General features: G+C 60.0%; 15 protein-coding genes. 2 read left to right on the top strand and 13 right to left on the bottom strand.

The features are described 5' to 3' along the window. Positions 1-3: 3 nt before the first annotated feature. The 6 genes from ACN9M3_RS04185 to ACN9M3_RS04160 form a co-directional block, all read right to left on the bottom strand. Positions 4-915, bottom strand: coding sequence for a hypothetical protein (locus tag ACN9M3_RS04185; RefSeq protein WP_426320719.1), 912 nt, complete (start codon positions 913-915; stop codon positions 4-6). A gap of 94 nt (positions 916-1,009) precedes the next feature. Then, complete coding sequence (locus ACN9M3_RS04180) at positions 1,010-4,147, bottom strand: efflux RND transporter permease subunit (RefSeq protein WP_426320717.1); 3,138 nt, start codon at positions 4,145-4,147, stop codon at positions 1,010-1,012. After that, complete coding sequence (locus tag ACN9M3_RS04175; RefSeq protein ID WP_426320715.1) at positions 4,144-5,328, bottom strand: efflux RND transporter periplasmic adaptor subunit; 1,185 nt, start codon at positions 5,326-5,328, stop codon at positions 4,144-4,146. The genes ACN9M3_RS04180 and ACN9M3_RS04175 overlap by 4 nt, the downstream gene beginning before the upstream one ends. Before the next feature lie 11 nt (positions 5,329-5,339). After that, complete coding sequence (locus ACN9M3_RS04170; RefSeq protein ID WP_426320713.1) at positions 5,340-6,710, bottom strand: ATP-binding protein; 1,371 nt, start codon at positions 6,708-6,710, stop codon at positions 5,340-5,342. Next, complete coding sequence (locus ACN9M3_RS04165; protein ID WP_426167787.1) at positions 6,710-7,432, bottom strand: response regulator; 723 nt, start codon at positions 7,430-7,432, stop codon at positions 6,710-6,712. The genes ACN9M3_RS04170 and ACN9M3_RS04165 overlap by 1 nt, the downstream gene beginning before the upstream one ends. A gap of 106 nt (positions 7,433-7,538) precedes the next feature. Next, positions 7,539-8,597: a hypothetical protein gene (locus ACN9M3_RS04160; protein ID WP_426320711.1), complete on the bottom strand. Its 1,059-nt coding sequence runs from the start codon at positions 8,595-8,597 to the stop codon at positions 7,539-7,541. Between the two features lie 200 nt (positions 8,598-8,797). On the opposite strand from ACN9M3_RS04160, the gene ACN9M3_RS04155 reads away from it, so the two are divergent. Continuing rightward, a complete protein-coding gene (locus ACN9M3_RS04155; protein WP_426320709.1) occupies positions 8,798-9,268 on the top strand; it encodes a Spy/CpxP family protein refolding chaperone in 471 nt (156 codons plus the stop codon). 52 nt (positions 9,269-9,320) lie between these two features. On the opposite strand, the gene ACN9M3_RS04150 is transcribed toward ACN9M3_RS04155, so the two are convergent. Continuing rightward, a complete protein-coding gene (locus ACN9M3_RS04150; RefSeq protein ID WP_426320707.1) occupies positions 9,321-9,983 on the bottom strand; it encodes a hypothetical protein in 663 nt (220 codons plus the stop codon). Positions 9,984-10,051: 68 nt separating this feature from the next. Here ACN9M3_RS04150 and ACN9M3_RS04145 point away from each other — a divergent pair. Then, positions 10,052-11,220, top strand: a protein-coding gene (locus ACN9M3_RS04145; protein ID WP_426317910.1) for an IS3 family transposase whose coding sequence is annotated in 2 segments (ribosomal slippage) — positions 10,052-10,319 and positions 10,319-11,220 — 1,170 coding nt in all. Because the reading frame shifts where the segments join, the coding sequence is not laid out codon by codon here. 30 nt (positions 11,221-11,250) lie between these two features. On the opposite strand, the gene ACN9M3_RS04140 is transcribed toward ACN9M3_RS04145, so the two are convergent. The 6 genes from ACN9M3_RS04140 to rpsK all read right to left on the bottom strand — a co-directional run bounded on the left by ACN9M3_RS04140 (position 11,251) and on the right by rpsK (position 16,640). Then, entirely contained in the window at positions 11,251-11,658 is a 408-nt protein-coding gene (locus ACN9M3_RS04140) for a hypothetical protein (protein ID WP_426320705.1), read from the bottom strand. Positions 11,659-11,751: 93 nt separating this feature from the next. After that, complete coding sequence (dsbD, locus tag ACN9M3_RS04135; RefSeq protein WP_426167779.1) at positions 11,752-13,617, bottom strand: protein-disulfide reductase DsbD; 1,866 nt, start codon at positions 13,615-13,617, stop codon at positions 11,752-11,754. Positions 13,618-13,745: 128 nt separating this feature from the next. Beyond that, the gene (gene rplQ / locus ACN9M3_RS04130; RefSeq protein ID WP_130315940.1) at positions 13,746-14,141 is read right to left on the bottom strand and encodes a 50S ribosomal protein L17; all 396 of its coding nucleotides are present in this window, start codon (positions 14,139-14,141) and stop codon (positions 13,746-13,748) included. Between the two features lie 152 nt (positions 14,142-14,293). Then, entirely contained in the window at positions 14,294-15,271 is a 978-nt protein-coding gene (locus ACN9M3_RS04125) for a DNA-directed RNA polymerase subunit alpha (RefSeq protein ID WP_130315941.1), read from the bottom strand. 102 nt (positions 15,272-15,373) lie between these two features. Beyond that, entirely contained in the window at positions 15,374-15,997 is a 624-nt protein-coding gene (gene rpsD, locus ACN9M3_RS04120; protein WP_342118631.1) for a 30S ribosomal protein S4, read from the bottom strand. A 238-nt stretch (positions 15,998-16,235) separates the two neighbouring features. After that, on the bottom strand, positions 16,236-16,640 hold the full coding sequence (gene rpsK, locus ACN9M3_RS04115) for a 30S ribosomal protein S11 (protein ID WP_028101645.1): 405 nt from the start codon (positions 16,638-16,640) through the stop codon (positions 16,236-16,238). Positions 16,641-16,648 lie beyond the last annotated feature (8 nt).

The raw sequence follows: 16,648 nt of genomic DNA, 5'->3' as shown, positions 1-16,648 counted from the left end.
CGATCAGCGCAACTTCCCGTAGTTCGGCCAGAACTCCAGCAAGAGGAAGGCCTGCAGCTCTTTCTCATCTTCCTTGCGCGCGCTCATCGGCACATTGCGGCCCAGGCGGTGCGATTCCCAGATGAAGTCTCCCGGTTTCTCCTTGCGGATCATCTCGATCATCTTCTTGACGATTGCCGTTTCGATATCCTTCTCCGAACCCTGGTCCACATGGACCTGCTGCTGCCAGGTACGTTTGAAGTTGGTGCTGAAACCGCGGAACTTGATATCGGCGCCGTTGAAGGTCTGATTGACAATCTGGAACACACCGCCGGTGTCGTTGCGCTCGCCATTGGCGTTACGGCCCTGTGCGCCCATGATATTGGCCAAGGCGCGCGCCTTGCCGGTGGCGCCAGCATCTTCTTCCTGCGCCGGCTGCTGCGAATCGCCCTGGCGCGCACGGCGGCGCTGCTCGATCAGGGCAGCCATGTCCGGCACCGTATCCGGCACCGTATCCGGCACCGGCGTCAGCTTGGCCTGCTCGGGCGGCACAATCTTCTCCTGCGGCTTGATGACTTCGGTGATCGCATTCTTGTTTGGCGGCAGGTAGGCACGCGACGAGCGCGGCGTTTCCTTGGACGGCTTTGCCTTCGGCTGCGATTTGGGTTTTGGCTGTGGCGCCGGCTTGCCCGGGGTGATATAGACCATTTCACCGGCCTTGGAAGGCGGCGTAATGTCGATCTTTTCCTTGGGCTTGATGAAATAGATGAGTACGACCAGCAAGTGCAGGCCGATGGTGAAGGCAATACCCCAGCGGTTTGGCTTGCTCGCACCATATTCGAGTACCTTGTCCTGCGGCCATGGCTGGCCGCAGGTCGGGCAGGTATGCCCGTCGTGGGCCGCAAGTTCGGCGTGGGAATGGGTGTACTGGTGCAAGATATTGGCTTTTAACTGAAGATGCTGGGGTGGAAGCTTACCGACTTTCGCCCTTGACGAATGTTACAGGTTGTAAGCGCCGCCCCGCATATTATCAGTGTTTGGCCGCTTTGACGGCCCTGAGCTCGACCGGTTGCACGGCTTCCGTTGCCGATCCATCATCCAGGTCCTGGTCCTTCATCGGACCGCTGCCGGAATATTTATCCAGGAACAGGTAAATCACCGGCGTGATATACAAAGTAATCACCTGGGAGAACAGCAGGCCCCCAATGACCGCCAAGCCCAGCGGCTGGCGCAGTTCGGCTCCAGCACCGAGGCCAAGCGCGATCGGCAAGGCGCCCATCAGGGCCGCCAGCGTGGTCATCATGATCGGGCGGAAGCGCAGGATGCAGGCCTCGCGGATCGCATCCATCGGCGCCTTGCCCTGCTCCCGCTGCGCCACCAGGGCGAAGTCGATCATCATGATGGCGTTCTTCTTGACGATACCGATCAGCATCAGGATGCCGATGATGGCGATCATGGTCAGGTCCATCTTGAAGATCCACAAGGTCAGCAGCGCGCCCACGGCGGCAGACGGCAGGCCCGCCAGGATGGTCAGCGGGTGGATATAGCTTTCGTACAGCACGCCCAGCAGCACATAGATCACGCCCAGCGCCGCCACGATCAGGATCAGCTGGCTGCTTTGGGAATCCTTGAACACAGCCGCATCGCCGCCGTAGCTGGTGATGATCGAGGCTGGCAACCCCATCTGCATGCCCATCTTTTCGATCTTGGCCGTGGCATTGCCCAGCGGGACATCGGGCGCCAGGTTGAAGGAAATCGTGATCGCCTGCAACTGGCCCTGGTGGTTGACCGAGGTTGGGCCCACCGTGCGCTCGACCGTGGCAAAGCTCGACAGCTGCACCAGCTGGCCGCTGCTGTTCCGCACCGATAGCTTGGTCAGCGAATCGTCGAACTGGCGATCTTCGGTCGCCGCTTCCAGGATCACGAAATAGCTGGCGGCCGAGGAGTAGATGGTCGACACCTGGCGCTCGCCAAAAGCGAGGTACAGCGCGGTGCGCACATCGGCCAGCTTGACGCCCAGCATATTGGCCTTGTCGCGGTCGATCTTCAGTTGCGCCTGCAAGCCGCGGTTCTGCGAATCGCTGGTCACGTCGCGGAAATCGGTATCGGCCCGCATCTGGTCCAGGAACTTGGCCGCCCAGTCGTTCAGCGCATCCGGGCTGACCGACTGCAGCGTGTACTGGTAGCGGCTCTTCGAAGGACGGCCGCCCAGCTGCAGGTTCTGCACCGGGCTCAGGTAGACCTGGATGCCGGCAATCTTTTTCGTTTCCTTGCGCAGGCTATCCAGCACCTCGGTCATCTTCTTGCGTTCGCCGCGCGGCTTCAGCACGATGAACATGCGGCCAGTGTTGCCGCCGCTCGTGAACGACGTCACGTCCTTGATATTGGGATTGGCCTGGATCGTGGCCGCCACTTTTTCCTGCAGCTCCAGCATGGCGGAGGTGGAAATGTCTTCCGACGCTTCGGTATTCACGCGGATCTGTCCCAGGTCTTCCTCAGGAAAGAATCCTTTCGGGATCGCGATGTACAGCCAGGCCGTCAGCGCAAAAGTTCCGACGGCGATGCCCAGCACCACGAAGCGATGGTGCAAAGCCAGGTCCAGCGTGCGCGCATAGGCGTCGCGCGTGGCATGGAAGGCGCGCTCGAAGTGGCGGCCGATGAAGGTATCGTCGCCCGATGTTTCATGCGAATCGGCCGGCATGAAGCGCGAGGCCAGCATCGGCACCAGGGTCAGCGACACGATCGCCGACACCAGCACCGACAGGCCGACCACCACGGCGAACTCGTGGAACATCAGGCCCATCACGCCCGGCATGAAGAAGATCGGAATGAACACCGCCACCAGCGAAATCGAAATCGACACGATGGTGAAGCCCATCTCTCTCGAACCGACGAGGGCCGCCTGCAAAGGCTTCTTGCCCAGTTCGATATGGCGCACGATGTTTTCCAGCACCACGATCGCATCGTCGACCACCAGGCCAACCGCCAGCGTGATGCCGAGCAGGGACACGTTGTCCAGGCTGTAGCCCAGCGCGTACAGCAGCGACAGCGCGCCGAGCAGCGAGATCGGCATGGTGACGGCCGGGATGAAGGTGGCAGCCAGGCGGCGCAGGAACAGGAAGATCACCAGCACCACCAGCACCACAGTCAGCGCGAGCGTCAGGTTCACGTCGTGGATTGCCTCTCGGATCGACACCGAGCGGTCGTTGACCAGGTTGATCGACACTGATTCCGGCAACTGGGCGCGGAAGCGCGGCAGCAGCTTGCGCACCGCATCGACCACTTGCACGGTGTTGGCATCGGGCTGGCGTTGTACCAGCAGCACGATGGCGCGCTCGCCGTTGTAACTACCGGCAGCCTTGATCGACTGGTAGCTGTCTTCCACCGTTGCCACTTCCTTCAGGCGCACCGGCTGGCCATTGCGGGTGGCGATGATCAGGTCGGCGAAATCGGCGGCGCGCATCAGCTGGGCATTGCCCTGGATGGTCAGGGTCTGGCTCGGGCCATCGATGGTGCCGAGCGGCGTGTTGGCGTTGGCAGCCTTGATGGCGGCCTGCAGCTCGTCGAGCGTCAGGTTGCGCGAGTTCATCAGGTCCGGCTTGGCGCGCACGCGCACGGCAAAGCGCTTCTGGCCGTTGACCGAGACCTGGGCCACGCCCGGCAGGGTGGACAGGTTGGGCGCCACCAGGTTTTCCGCGTAATCGTTGAGCTCGGACAGGCTCAGCGACGGCGAAGTCATGGTGGCGAACAGCACCGGCGCGTCGGCCGGGTTGACCTTGCGGTAGGACGGCAGGTCCGTCATCTCCTGCGGCAGCGAACGCTGGGCGCGCAGCAAAGCGGCCTGCACGTCGACGGCCGCTTCGTTGACGTTGATCGACGGGTCGAATTCCAGCGTCAGCGAGGTATTGCCAAGCGTGCTGGTGGAGGTGATCATCGACAGGCCGCCGATGGTCGAGAATTGTTTTTCCAGCGGCAGCGCAACCGACGAGGCCATGGTTTCCGGCGAGGCGCCCGGCAGGTCGGCGCTGACGTTGATGACCGGGGTGTTGTAGCTCGGCAGTGCGGCGACGGGGATGTGGGAATAGGCCAGCACGCCCGCCAGGATCAGGCTCAGCGAGAGCAGCACCACCATCACGGGGCGCCGGATACTCAGCTCGGAAAGGTTCATTCTGCCTTACCCTTCTTGTGGGCCTTGCCGTTCTGCGCGACTGCCGGTTCGGCGATGCGGACTTTTCCGCCAGGTCGCAGGTTCTGCTTGCCTTCCACGATGATCTGCTCATCGCCATTCAGGCCGGTGACCGCGGCCAATGCGCCGAAGCCGTGGATGCGTTGGACGTTGACTACCTTGGCCGTCTGGTCAGGCGCAACCGTGTACACAAAAGTACCTTTGGTATTGGTAATAATAGCGTTCTGCGGCACAACCAGTGCATCTTTCAGGGTAGCGACCGTCAGCCTGGTGTTGACGTACTGGCCCGGCCACAGGCGGGTATCGGCATTGTCGAACACGGCCTTGACGCGGATCACGCCGGCCACCGGGTCAACGGTATTGTCGACAAAGCTGAGCTGGCCTTTGATCGGCTTGTCCGAATTGTTCTGGAACGCTTGCACCGCCACCTTGCCGGCGCGCTGCGCATCGAGCAAGGCCGCCAGGCTCGATTCCGGCACGGTGAAAGCAACGTTGATCGGGTTGAGCTGGGTCACCGTGGTGAGCGAAGTGCTGAGCTGCACCAGGCTACCCGGATAGACATTGATGGCGCCGACGCGGCCGGTCAGCGGCGAACGGATTTGCGTGAAGCTCTGGTCGACCTTGCTGGCGCGGGCGACGGCGATGTCGGCTTCCAGCGTGGCCCGGCTCGAGTCCACCTGGCTCTTCAGCGTGTCGACTGCGCTCTGGGCCAGGAAGTTCTGGGTGCGCAATTCCTGGGCGCGCTTGTACTGGCGTTCCAGGTCGGCCAGGGTGGCGCGGTCCTTGGCCACTTGCGCATCGGCTTTCTCGACGTTGGCCGCCTCGGTGCGGGCGTCGAGCGAGAACATCAGCTCGCCCTGCTTGACGAACTGGCCTTCCTTCACATGCACCTTGACGATGGTGCTGGTGGTTTGCGGGTGCAGGTCGACAGTCGAGATCGGGCTCACGGTGCCATTGGCCGACAACGCCACCGGCACGTCCTGGCGCAGCGGCGCCACCACGTTGACCGTGGTCGGGCCTTGTTCGCCCTTGCCTTTGCCGCCAGCGGCGCTGCCTTGTCCATGCTCGGCGCCCTGCTCGGCCGGGGCCTTGCTCGCATACCAGGCGCCGCCACCGATTGCCACGGCCAGGCCCACCACTACTGCCAGAGTTTTCTTCTTCATGAGAGGTTTAACTATTTTCCTGCATAAAATTCGGGGAACACGAGGGTGGCTTCCAGGCCGCCGCTCGCGTGGTTGGCCAGGCTCAGGCTGGCGCCATGCTGTTCAGCGATATTGCGTGCAATCGTCAGGCCAAGGCCAGTGCCGCCGGACGAGCGGTTGCGCGACGATTCCAGGCGGTAGAACGGCTCGAACACCTGGGCCAGCTGGCCGGCCGGAATGCCCGGGCCTTCATCGCGGATGCGCACTCGCGACGCGCCTGCTTCGCGCTCCACCGTCACGTGCGCGCGCTGGCCATACTTGACCGCGTTGTCGATCAGGTTCACCAGGCAGCGGCGGATGTCGAGCGGGCGGCCCATCAAGTCCATGCCTGCGCGGCCTTTCAGGTCTACCTGCTGGCCGGCGTCGGTGGCGTCGGCGCATACGCTGTCGAGCAGTGCGTCGAGGTCGACGCGCTGCATGGCTTCGGTGGTGTCCATGCTGCGCGCCAGGTCCAGGCCTTCCTTGACCATCTGCTGCATGGCCGACAGGTCTTCCAGCAGCTTGCCCTGCAGTTCCGGGTCCTGCACTTTTTCCAGGCGCAGGCGCATGCGGGTCAGAGGGGTCTGCAGGTCGTGCGTGATAGCGGCCAACATTTCCGTGCGCTGGGCGATGTGCTGGCGGATGCGCGCCTGCATGGCGTTGAAGGCGGCCGAGGCGGTGCGGATTTCCGTCGCGCCGCCCAGCTTGATCGGCGGGTGATTGATGTCGTGACCCAGGTTTTTGGCGGCGACGGCCAGATTCTTTAGCGGACCCATCGTCATGCGGGCCACCAGGTAGGCCAGCACGGCAATGCTGAGGAGGAAGGGAACAAAAGCGGCATATTCATTTTTGCCTGTCGGCGCGGGCTGGCGCGGCGGCAGGATGGACAATTTCAGGTGCTGGCCGTCGGGCATGGTGACCGCCAGCGATTCGCAGGTGCCGCGCCAGGTGCCGGTGCCGGCGCCAAACACGGAGAAAGCCGTGTAGGCGGGCGTCGGGCGCTCGCAGGCATCAGGGCGGTCCAGCAGGGATTGCAGGGTGTATTCCTTGCCGAGGCGGTTGGCCAGGGTGGCGCCGAATTCGCTCATTTCCGGACTGATGCCGGCCAAGTCGTCGAGGACCTCGAGCTTGATGGCGCCCATGCTGGCTACGCGCAGGTATTGGTTGCGCGATTCCGGCAGCACGACAACTGCGGTGGAAATGATTTGCTCGGCACGCTCGAGGGCAAAGAAATCACGATAGCGCTGCAGTGTGCGCTGGCGTTCATTGACAGCGAGGTATTGGGTCAGCGCGGCAGAGGCAATGATGCCCAGCATAAGGACCAGGAATACCCGGCCCGTCATGCCCCTGAAGAACGCTTTCATCAGTCAGGCTCCACCGCCACCGTACCGGCCAGCACATAGCCGCCATTGCGCACTGTCTTGATGATTTGCGGCAGGCGCGCATCTTCGCCCAGCTTCTGGCGCAGGCGGCTGATCTGGATGTCGATCGAGCGGTCGAATGGATCGGCGTCACGGCCCTGGGTCAGGTTCAGCAACTGGTCGCGGTTGAGCACGCGGTTGGGGTGCTCGAGGAAGACCTTGAGCAGGCGGAATTCGGCGCCGGACAGCATGATGACCGTGCCCTGCGGATTGACCAGGTGGCGCGCGGTCAGGTCCAGCACCCAGTTGGAGAAGCGGATGCGGCTGGCTTTCTCGACGCCGCTGACGGCAGCATTGGCGCTGCGGCGCAGCACGCTGCGGATGCGGGCCAGCAGTTCGCGCGGCTCGAATGGCTTGGGCAGGTAATCGTCTGCGCCCATTTCCAGGCCAAGGATGCGGTCCAGCGGCTCGCTGCGCGCGGTCAGCATGATGACCGGCAGGGTCGAGTGGGCGCGCAGCTTGCGGCACAGGGTCAGGCCGTCTTCGCCCGGCAAGTTCAGGTCCAGCACGATCAGGTCGGGCTTGGTGTTGTCGAGCAGCTTCCACATGGCCGCGCCGTCTCCGGCGCCATGGGTGCGGTAACCGTTAGTTTCCAGATAGTCCTGCAACAGCGTGCGGATATCACGGTCGTCGTCGACGATGAGGATAGTGGCAGCATTTTCCATGCGTACAATTATCCCTTGCAACGCTGGCCAAGGGTAGACAGTTTGTATCGCCATGTTTAGATATTGCTTGTCGAAACATGGCGTTACAAAACTCTGGCAGCGCTGATCAGTCTTGAATGATGGTCCAGGTGCCGTTGCCAACAGCCGGGATGTTCCAGACACCGCTCATCTGCTGCAGGCTATCGATCTTGCCGGCGAAGGACGGGCTTCCATCGCTATTGTTGACCGAATTGAAGTACAGCGTTCCGTCAGCATTGACCTTGCCGGTGACATTCAATGCCACGCCGCTGCCGAAGCAACCACCGCTGATGTCGCCATCCCAGTCAATGGCAACGGTGCACGTGCCGGCCACGTTCTGTCCGAACGCCGTGGTGCCGTCGATGCGCCCTTTCCAGTTGCCGATAAAGCGCAGCGTGGTATCGAACTTCCGCGCCAGCTTCTGCTTCGCATAACCCTCCAGTACCTCAGTCTGGGTCGCGGCACGACTGGCACCGGTAAGTTTATTGGTCCTGGTGATATTGCTGACACATTTGACATCGATTCCCAGGTCGGTTTCCCACCAGCAGATGCGATCGGCAACTGTTCGGAAATTGCCGTCTTCGTCAGTTTCATTGCGGCTTATCTTATGGGCCATAAAGACTCCGGCCGGAACGGTTACCTGCTCAATCGCCAAAACGCTGTCTTTGAACTCAATCGAGGTCTGCGTGGCAGGATTAAACGAACACTGGGCTTGAACAACGCCGGAATATTGCCAGTTCATGCCCACGGCCACGGCATACGGCGCCACCAAATGAAGTGGCGGGTTCGTCGTCTCCGTGCATTCGCCATAGCTCACGCGCAGCGAACGTCCCAGGCTGTCCAGATCCATTGAATTCATGCTCGAGGTAAAGACCGGGGAAACTGTCGCATTCGCATAATCGGAAAAGTAATTGACCGTTGCCGCGCCATCGCTCCCTACGCTACGAAAATGCTTGGTGCTGTAACTGTAACCCTCTTCGCCGGTGTTCTTGTCACGCGTTGTGGTTTCCCATGTGAAGTAGTCCCCCACGGTCGCCTTCGCCGCTACAAAAGTTTGGGGGGCCGCAAGTGGTGGCACCGAGCTGTTTCCACCACTGGAGCCTCCCCCACAACCGGCAAGCACGCCTGCCACCGCCAACACTGCCAAGCCACACTTACGCATCGATTCCCTTTGAGACAATTATTAAACGAAAAACCAACAATATTGCCATAAAGTAATCAAAAGCGCAACATCTAGATACAAAGTCCTTGCTCCGGGACACTTGTCCGAAACAGGAAAACGGGAAGATGCTTCCATGTGCAGTGCGAGTGCACATTCAATTGTGTTCAATACTGAAGGGATAAATCATGAAAACCTTGCATAAAGCATTCGTCATCGGCGCAGCGGTTATTGGTTTTGGCGCGGCAGCTTTGCCGGCTATGGCAGAAGAGGCTCCCCAGCATCAATATGCGGCCACTAAATTCGATCCGGTCAAAATGCAGGAGCGTATGGACGCGCATGCCAAGCGCATGCACGATACGCTGAAGATCACGCCGGCCCAGGAAGGTGCATGGCAGGCTTATTTGTCGGCGCTGAAATCGAATATGCCGCAGCGCGGCCAGTTCGACCGCGCCGCATTCAAGAATATGCCGGCGCCGGAGCGCATGGAAAAGCGGATCGAGATGGCGAAGGCCCATTTGAGCCGCATGGAAAGCAACCTGGCAGCAACCAAGACTTTCTACGCCGTGCTGACGCCTGAACAGCAAAAGCTGTTCGATGAGAAGGCTGGACATTTCGGTCATGGCATGCACCGTCATGCCATGCGCAACCATCATTGATCCCTGGACGGGAAACAAAAGGGCGCCGGTTGGCGCCCTTTTTCGGCAAGACTTAGTCTTGGTTGATCACCCAAGTACCGCTGCCATGATTGGGCACGCTCCAAGTGCCGCTGATCTGCTGCAGACTATCGAACTTACCCGTGATCGTCTGACCTGTGACACCATTGCTGACCAGGTTGAGTGCCAGGGTCCCGTCCGGATTGACCTTGCCGACTAAATCGAATTCGAATCCACTGTCTGCGCAATTACCCTTGATCGTCCCATCCGGGAGGAACATCGCTGTACATTTGCCGTAGGCGTCGCCCAGCAAGCGTCCAGCCCAGGAGCCGGTGAAACGCAGGGTCGAATCAACTTTGCGCCCCAATGCACGATTGGAGAATGCCTGCAACTCATAGGTGTCCGCATAGCTCGTCTTTTCGCCAGTCGCCTTCTTCGTTCGCGCCGTATTGGCGATGCATTTCACTTCCACGCCCAGCTCAGGCTCCCACCAGCAGGTGCGCTCTCGCACCGCCGTCCAGGTCGCGCTGTTCGAGGTGTGGTTCCGAGTTATTTTGAGCGCATTGAAGGTACCAGCAGGCACGGTCACCCGTTCCAGGGCACCGACTACATCCTTGAACTCAAGGGTTGATTGCTCAGGCTCGAAACCGCAATTGGTTTCATACACGCCAGCATGCTGCCAGTTCATCCCGGCCGCGATCGTCTTGAGCGCCACCATGTGATATGAGGTAACCTGACTTTTTCGGACACTCTCGTTTGTTAAACTTAGCAACGGGAGAAGCATTTATGAAATCGAAGACATACACACCGGAGTTCCGGGCAGAGGCGGTCAAACTAGTCCTCGCACAGGGACTGACACTGGAGGAAGCCGCGCAGCGGCTTGACATTCCTAAGGGAACACTGGGGACTTGGGTTAACGCTGCAAAGCGAAGCAATGATACTGGGGCTGCTCCCGGTAGTCGCAGCGTGGCGGAGCTTGAAGCGGAAGTGGCTAGGCTGCGCAAAGAATTGGCCGTTGAACGCATGGAGAAGGAAGTGCTAAAAAAAGCAACGGCGTACTTTGCAAGGGAGTCGCTGCCAGGTACGCGTTCATGAAGTCGGTGCGACTCGACGGATACCCGACGGATTTGCTTTGCAGGGTCTTCAATGTCTCTCGCAGCGGCTTTTACGCATGGCAGGGGCGCAAGCCGTCGCGCCGCGCTCAGGAGGACGCCAAGCTGAAGGTGGCGATTCAGGCCGTGCATCAGCAATCGCGCGAAACCTATGGCACGCTGCGCGTTCATCCTGAACTCCAGGAGCAAGGATTTGAGGCCGGGCGTGATCGCGTCGCCAGGTTGCGGACAGAACTTGGTCTGCGCTGCAGACAAAAGCGCAAGTTCAAGGCCACCACCAATTCCGGGCATGACATGCCGGTCGCGCCGAACTTGTTGAACCAAACGTTCCTGCCGACGCGGCCAAACGAAGCCTGGGTGGCAGACATCACCTACATCGCGACTGAGGAAGGCTGGCTCTATCTGGCCGGCGTGAAGGACGTTTTCACCTGCGAGCTGGTGGGGTATGCGATGGGGCCACGCATGACGCAGGACTTGACGGCGCAAGCCTTGTGGCGGGCTGTGCGCAACAAAAGACCGGCGGCGGGATTGATCCATCATTCTGATCGCGGCAGTCAATACTGCGCCGAGAAATACAGGAAACTGCAGAACCAATTCGGAATGAAGACTTCGATGTCGCGCAAGGGAAACTGCTTCGACAACGCGCCGATGGAGAGCTTCTGGGGCAGCTTGAAAAATGAGCTGGTTCATCATCGTCGCTTTGCATGCAGGTCTGAAGCGCAGGCGGCCATTACGGAGTACATCGAGATCTTCTACAACCGCCAACGGCGTCATTCGCGCCTTGGCTACAAATCGCCGGCACGCTTTGCGGCAGACTTCAACAAGGAAGTGCTGGCAGCTTGAGACGAGAGTGTCCACTATTGACAGTACACCTCAATACGCTGGTTTGGTCGTAGAAACACAGGGGTAATCTCTGATACTCAGCAGGCGTCCCAAGCTGTCGTATTCTTCCGTTCTTGTTTTCGAGCTAGCCACCATTAGCTCGCTTTGCCCTGCTAGTGCCGACACGGCTTTGACGGTTGTTCCCCCATCCGTTGCAACCCCGCTGACCAAACGCGATTCATAAGTGGTCGAATCGTTTTGCCCTGAAACCTGCCACACCTGCTTGTACGAATAATAGTCGCCCACCGTTGCAGCGGCTGCGACATACGTCTTGGGACCGGCAGGCAGCTGGACACTCTCGCCTGCATTGACACCACCACTCCTATCATCGCCACCACCACCACCACAGGCGGCCAGCAAGGCTGCCATCACCATCACGGCAAAACTACGAACATTCATGCGTTTCCTTCGATTAGCCATTACACCCAGCAAGATTTATTGATTTTATCTTAATAAACAATCCAAAAAAAGGGCGCCTTTCGCGCCCTTGGATTAGTTCAGCTTTTGAAGTGATCGCAGGAATTTCTCGGTATTCTGGAAGCCAATGACCCGCGAATCCGGGATTTCCTGGCCCATGGCATTAAACATGATGATGCCCGGCGGGCCAAACAAAGTGAACCGCTGCAGCATCGCCTTGTCGGCCTCGTTGTTCTCCGTGACATCGACCTGCAGCAAAATCGTATTGGCCAGTTTCTGCTGGACCGCCGGGTCGATGAAGGTCAGCTTTTCCATTTCCTTGCACGACACGCACCAGTCGGCATAGAAATCCAGCAGCACGGTTTTGCCGCCGGTTTGCTCCAGCACGGCATCCAGGTCAGCGACCGTTTTGATGCGGGTAAATTGCAGGTGGCGATCGGCGCGTCCGGCCAGTCTTTCAATCGGGTGCAACGGATCGGCGCTGCCTGTCGCTAAGCCCGCGACCTGGATCAGCCCCAGTACCGCAAAGAAGAATGCGATAACTTTCGGCAGCCATTTGCCGCGTTCATGGGTCAGCAGGAAGAACGCATAGCCCACGCCCAGTATGGCCCAACCAATCATCTGCAGCTTGCCCGGCAAGACCGGCGACACCAGCCACAGGGCCATCGCCAGCATCAGCACGCCAAAGAAGCGTTTCACGGCCTGCATCCAGACACCCGCGCGCGGCACCAGGGCGCCGGCCGAAATACCGACCAGCAGCAACGGAATACTCATGCCAACAGCCATTGAGAACAGGGCGCTGCCGCCGATCACGACGTCGCGGGTCTGGCTGATGTAGACCAGCGCGCCAGCCAAGGGGGCCGCGACGCACGGGCCGACAATCAGGGCCGAGATGGCTCCCATCGCAAAGACGCCGGCCAGCTTGCCACCGGACTGGCGATTCGACGCGCCCGCCAGGCGCGATTGCATCGCCGCCGGGACTTGCAGGTCATACACGCCGAACATGGATAGCGCCATGCCGGCCATCCCCAGGCCGAAGAAGCCCAACACCCACGGGTTTTGCAAGGCGGCCGACAAACCCTGGCCAATCAGGCCCGCCGCCACGCCAAGCACGGTGTAGACGATGGCCATGCCGAGCGAGTAGCTGACCGACAGCACGAAGCCGCGGGAGCGATTGCCGGAAGATCCATCGCCAACGATGATCGAGGACAGGATCGGCACCATCGGCAACACGCAGGGCGTGAAGGACAGGCCCAGCCCAAGCAGGATAAACAGCGGCGCGATCACCAGCAGGCTGCCTCCTTTCAACGCCGATTCGATCTTGCCCATTTCGCTCTCGCTTCCCGCGGCGGCGACTGGCGCTGCCGGGGTCGTGGCGCCGGCAGCTGCAGGCATGTCCACGCCAGCTTGCGAAACTGCGACAGGCACGCTTTGCGCAACGCCTGCTGTGCCTTGTTTTGTTCCAATGCCGAATACGCTGCCGCCAGCCGGTGCGCTGCTGCCGCCGACCACCATCAGGCGCGCCGAGGATTCCATCGGCGAATAGCACAGGCCCTTTTCCGAGCAGCCCTGGCTGGTAGCCATCAGCGTGAATGGCCCGGGCGCCTCGACCGGGATCACGATCGTCACCTGGTGGCGATAGGTCTCCACGTTCTTGGCAAAGGTCTCGTCGTATTTCACCTTGCCCGGCGGGATTTGCGGCTCGCCCAACGTTGCGCCGTCGGCAACGAACTTGAAGCGCTCGCGGTACATGTAATAGCCGTCCGCGATCTCATACGTTACGGCGATGGCCTTGCCCTCCACCACTTTGGCGGAAAACTTGAATGCTACCTGGGGATCGAGGAATTCCTCGTCGGCCCGCGCCGCACCGGCAAACAGGAGAACAAAGAGCGAGAGCGCGGCGAACAGCCACGCCTGGAAGGAGGACGCTTGTCGGTGCATGGTCTTGAGCGGTGAATCGATCGGGCACGCCAATGGTACACCGGGCGGCTTAACGCTGCTTTAAGCTGTTACCAGCAGAAATAAAAAAAGCCGGGCAGTGCCCGGCTTTTCAATAAACCTGTCTGAGATTACTCAGCGGTTGGTGCCTCGTCAGCGGAGCTGACTTCTGGACGGTCCACCAGCTCAACGAAAGCCATTGGAGCGTTGTCGCCATGACGGAAACCCATTTTCAGGATGCGCAGGTAGCCGCCGTTGCGGTTTGCGTAGCGTGGGCCCAGTTCAGCGAACAGCTTCAGAACCATCTCGCGGTCGCGCAGACGGGAGAAAGCCAGGCGCTTGTTGGCCAGGGTGTCGGTCTTGCCCAGGGTCAGGATTGGTTCCACAACGCGACGCAGTTCCTTTGCCTTTGGCAGGGTGGTCTTGATCGCTTCGTGACGCAGCAGCGAAACAGTCATATTGCGCAGCATTGCCAGACGGTGGGACGAGGTACGGTTCAGTTTACGGAGGCCGTGACGGTGACGCATGGTACTTCCTTTCGATAATGTTTAAATCCGAGATCTTCGATCGCCTTGGCAAGCCTCGGCGCGGTCCGGTTATGGTTAAAGTTACTGCTAATCAGTTGGTAACAGGGCAGAACATCGCTGCGCGATGTCCAGCACTGTCACCAATTTGTTACTTATTTCTCCAGACCAGCCGGCGGCCAGTTCTCGAGTTTCATGCCCAAGGTCAGGCCGCGCGATGCCAGCACTTCCTTGATTTCGTTCAGCGACTTGCGGCCCAGGTTCGGGGTCTTCAGCAGCTCGTTTTCGGTACGCTGGATCAGGTCGCCGATGTAGTAGATGTTTTCTGCTTTCAGGCAGTTGGCCGAGCGCACGGTCAGTTCCAGGTCGTCCACTGGACGCAGCAGGATCGGATCGACCATTGGAGCGCGCGATGGCGCTTCAGCGGTGGTTTCGGTGCCTTCCAGGGCAGCAAACACGTTCAGCTGGTCGACCAGCACGCGGGCCGATTGACGGATCGCTTCTTCCGGGGTGATCACGCCATTGGTTTCAATGTTGATGATCAGCTTGTCCAGGTCGGTACGCTGTTCCACACGTGCCGATTCGACAGCGTAGGAAACACGGCGCACTGGCGAGAACGAAGCGTCCAGGATGATGCGGCCGATGGTCTTGTTGGCGTCTTCCGACAGGCGACGCACGTTGCCAGGAACGTAGCCGCGGCCTTTTTCGACTTTGATCTGCATGTCCAGCTTGCCGCCAGCGGTCAGGTTGGCGATCACGTGGTCCGGGTTGATCAGTTCCACGTCGTGTGGCAGGTCGATGTCCGACGCCATCACTGGGCCTTCGCCTTCCTTCTTCAGGGTCAGGGTCACGGAGTCACGGTTGTGCACCTTGAACACGACGCCCTTCAGGTTCAGCAGCAGGTCCACCACGTCTTCCTGCACGCCGTCCAGCGAGGAGTACTCGTGAACGACACCGGCGATGGTGACTTCGGTCGGCGCAAAGCCGGTCATCGAAGACAGCAGCACGCGGCGCAGCGCGTTGCCCAGAGTGTGGCCGTAGCCGCGCTCGAACGGCTCCATCACGACTTTGGCGTGACCGTGGCCCAGGGCTTCAACATCGATAATACGTGGTTTCAACAAGCTATTTTGCATGTAAATGTCCTTTTCATTACCCTCGGCTCGTTACACCGATAAGGCTGATGGCATTAAATGGAAAAGGCGGGACCGCGTCCCGCCTTGGTACAGCACCCGAGATTAACGGGAATACAGTTCGACGATCAGCGATTCGTTGACGTCAGCAGCGATTTCGTTGCGCTCTGGCAGGGACTTAAAGGTACCTTCCATTTTCTTGGAGTCAACCGACACCCAAGCTGGCATGCCAACTTGTTCAGCCAGCGACAGGGCTTCAACGATACGGGTCTGCTTCTTCGACTTTTCGCGCACGGCGATCACGTCGCCGGTCTTCACGTTGTACGAAGGGATGTTCACCACGTTGCCGTTCACGGTGAAGGCTTTGTGGGACACCAGCTGACGCGCTTCAGCGCGGGTCGAGCCGAAGCCCATGCGGTAGGCAACGTTGTCCAGGCGGGATTCCAGCAGGGACAGCAGGGTTTCGCCGGTTGGGCCCTTGCGGCGCTCAGCTTCAGCGAAGTAGCGACGGAACTGGCGTTCCAGCACGCCGTACATACGCTTGACCTTCTGCTTTTCGCGCAGCTGGTTGCCGTAGTCGGAGGTGCGGGCGCCGGATTTCACGCCGTGCTGGCCTGGCTTGACGTCCAGTTTGCACTTGGAATCCAGGGAGCGGCGTGCGCTCTTCAGGAACAGGTCGGTGCCTTCACGGCGGGACAGTTTTGCTTTTGGTCCGATATAACGTGCCACGGTATTTTCCTTAATGATGTAAATGACGCCCCAGCCGCATCGGGATGCGGTTAGGCGCTAGCCTGGCTCACTTTCAGCGCAGGCGGTGGCTCAACATTGCCAGGCCGGCCACGAAAAGCGGCGCGGAAAGGCAAAAATAGCCGGACAGTATAACCGTTTCCGGTTCACTGTTCCAGCGATTTTGACTTCTGAAAAACGGTGGCCGGTCCACACCAGACCGGCCATTGTCTTGCAGATATTAGATGCGACGACGCTTAGGAGGACGGCAGCCGTTGTGCGGCACTGGGGTCACGTCCTGGATCTCGGTGATCTTGATGCCCAGGTTGTTCAGTGCGCGAACAGCGGATTCGCGGCCAGGACCAGGGCCCTTGATGCGAACTTCCAGGTTCTTCACGCCGCATTCCTGCGCAACTTTACCAGCGGCTTCAGCAGCAACCTGCGCTGCGAACGGGGTCGACTTACGCGAACCCTTGAAGCCAGCACCACCGGAGGTCGCCCACGACAGAGCGTTGCCCTGGCGGTCGGTGATGGTGATGATGGTGTTGTTGAAGGAAGCGTGAACGTGTGCGATACCTTCAGCGACGTTCTTCTTGACTTTCTTGCGTACGCGAGCGGCTGCTGCGGAGCTTTGTTGCTTAGCCATAGTAGTTC

Source organism: Pseudoduganella sp. R-43 (genome assembly GCF_049913255.1).
GTDB lineage: Bacteria > Pseudomonadota > Gammaproteobacteria > Burkholderiales > Burkholderiaceae_D > Rugamonas.
This window is presented reverse-complemented; position numbering and strand designations above follow the sequence as displayed.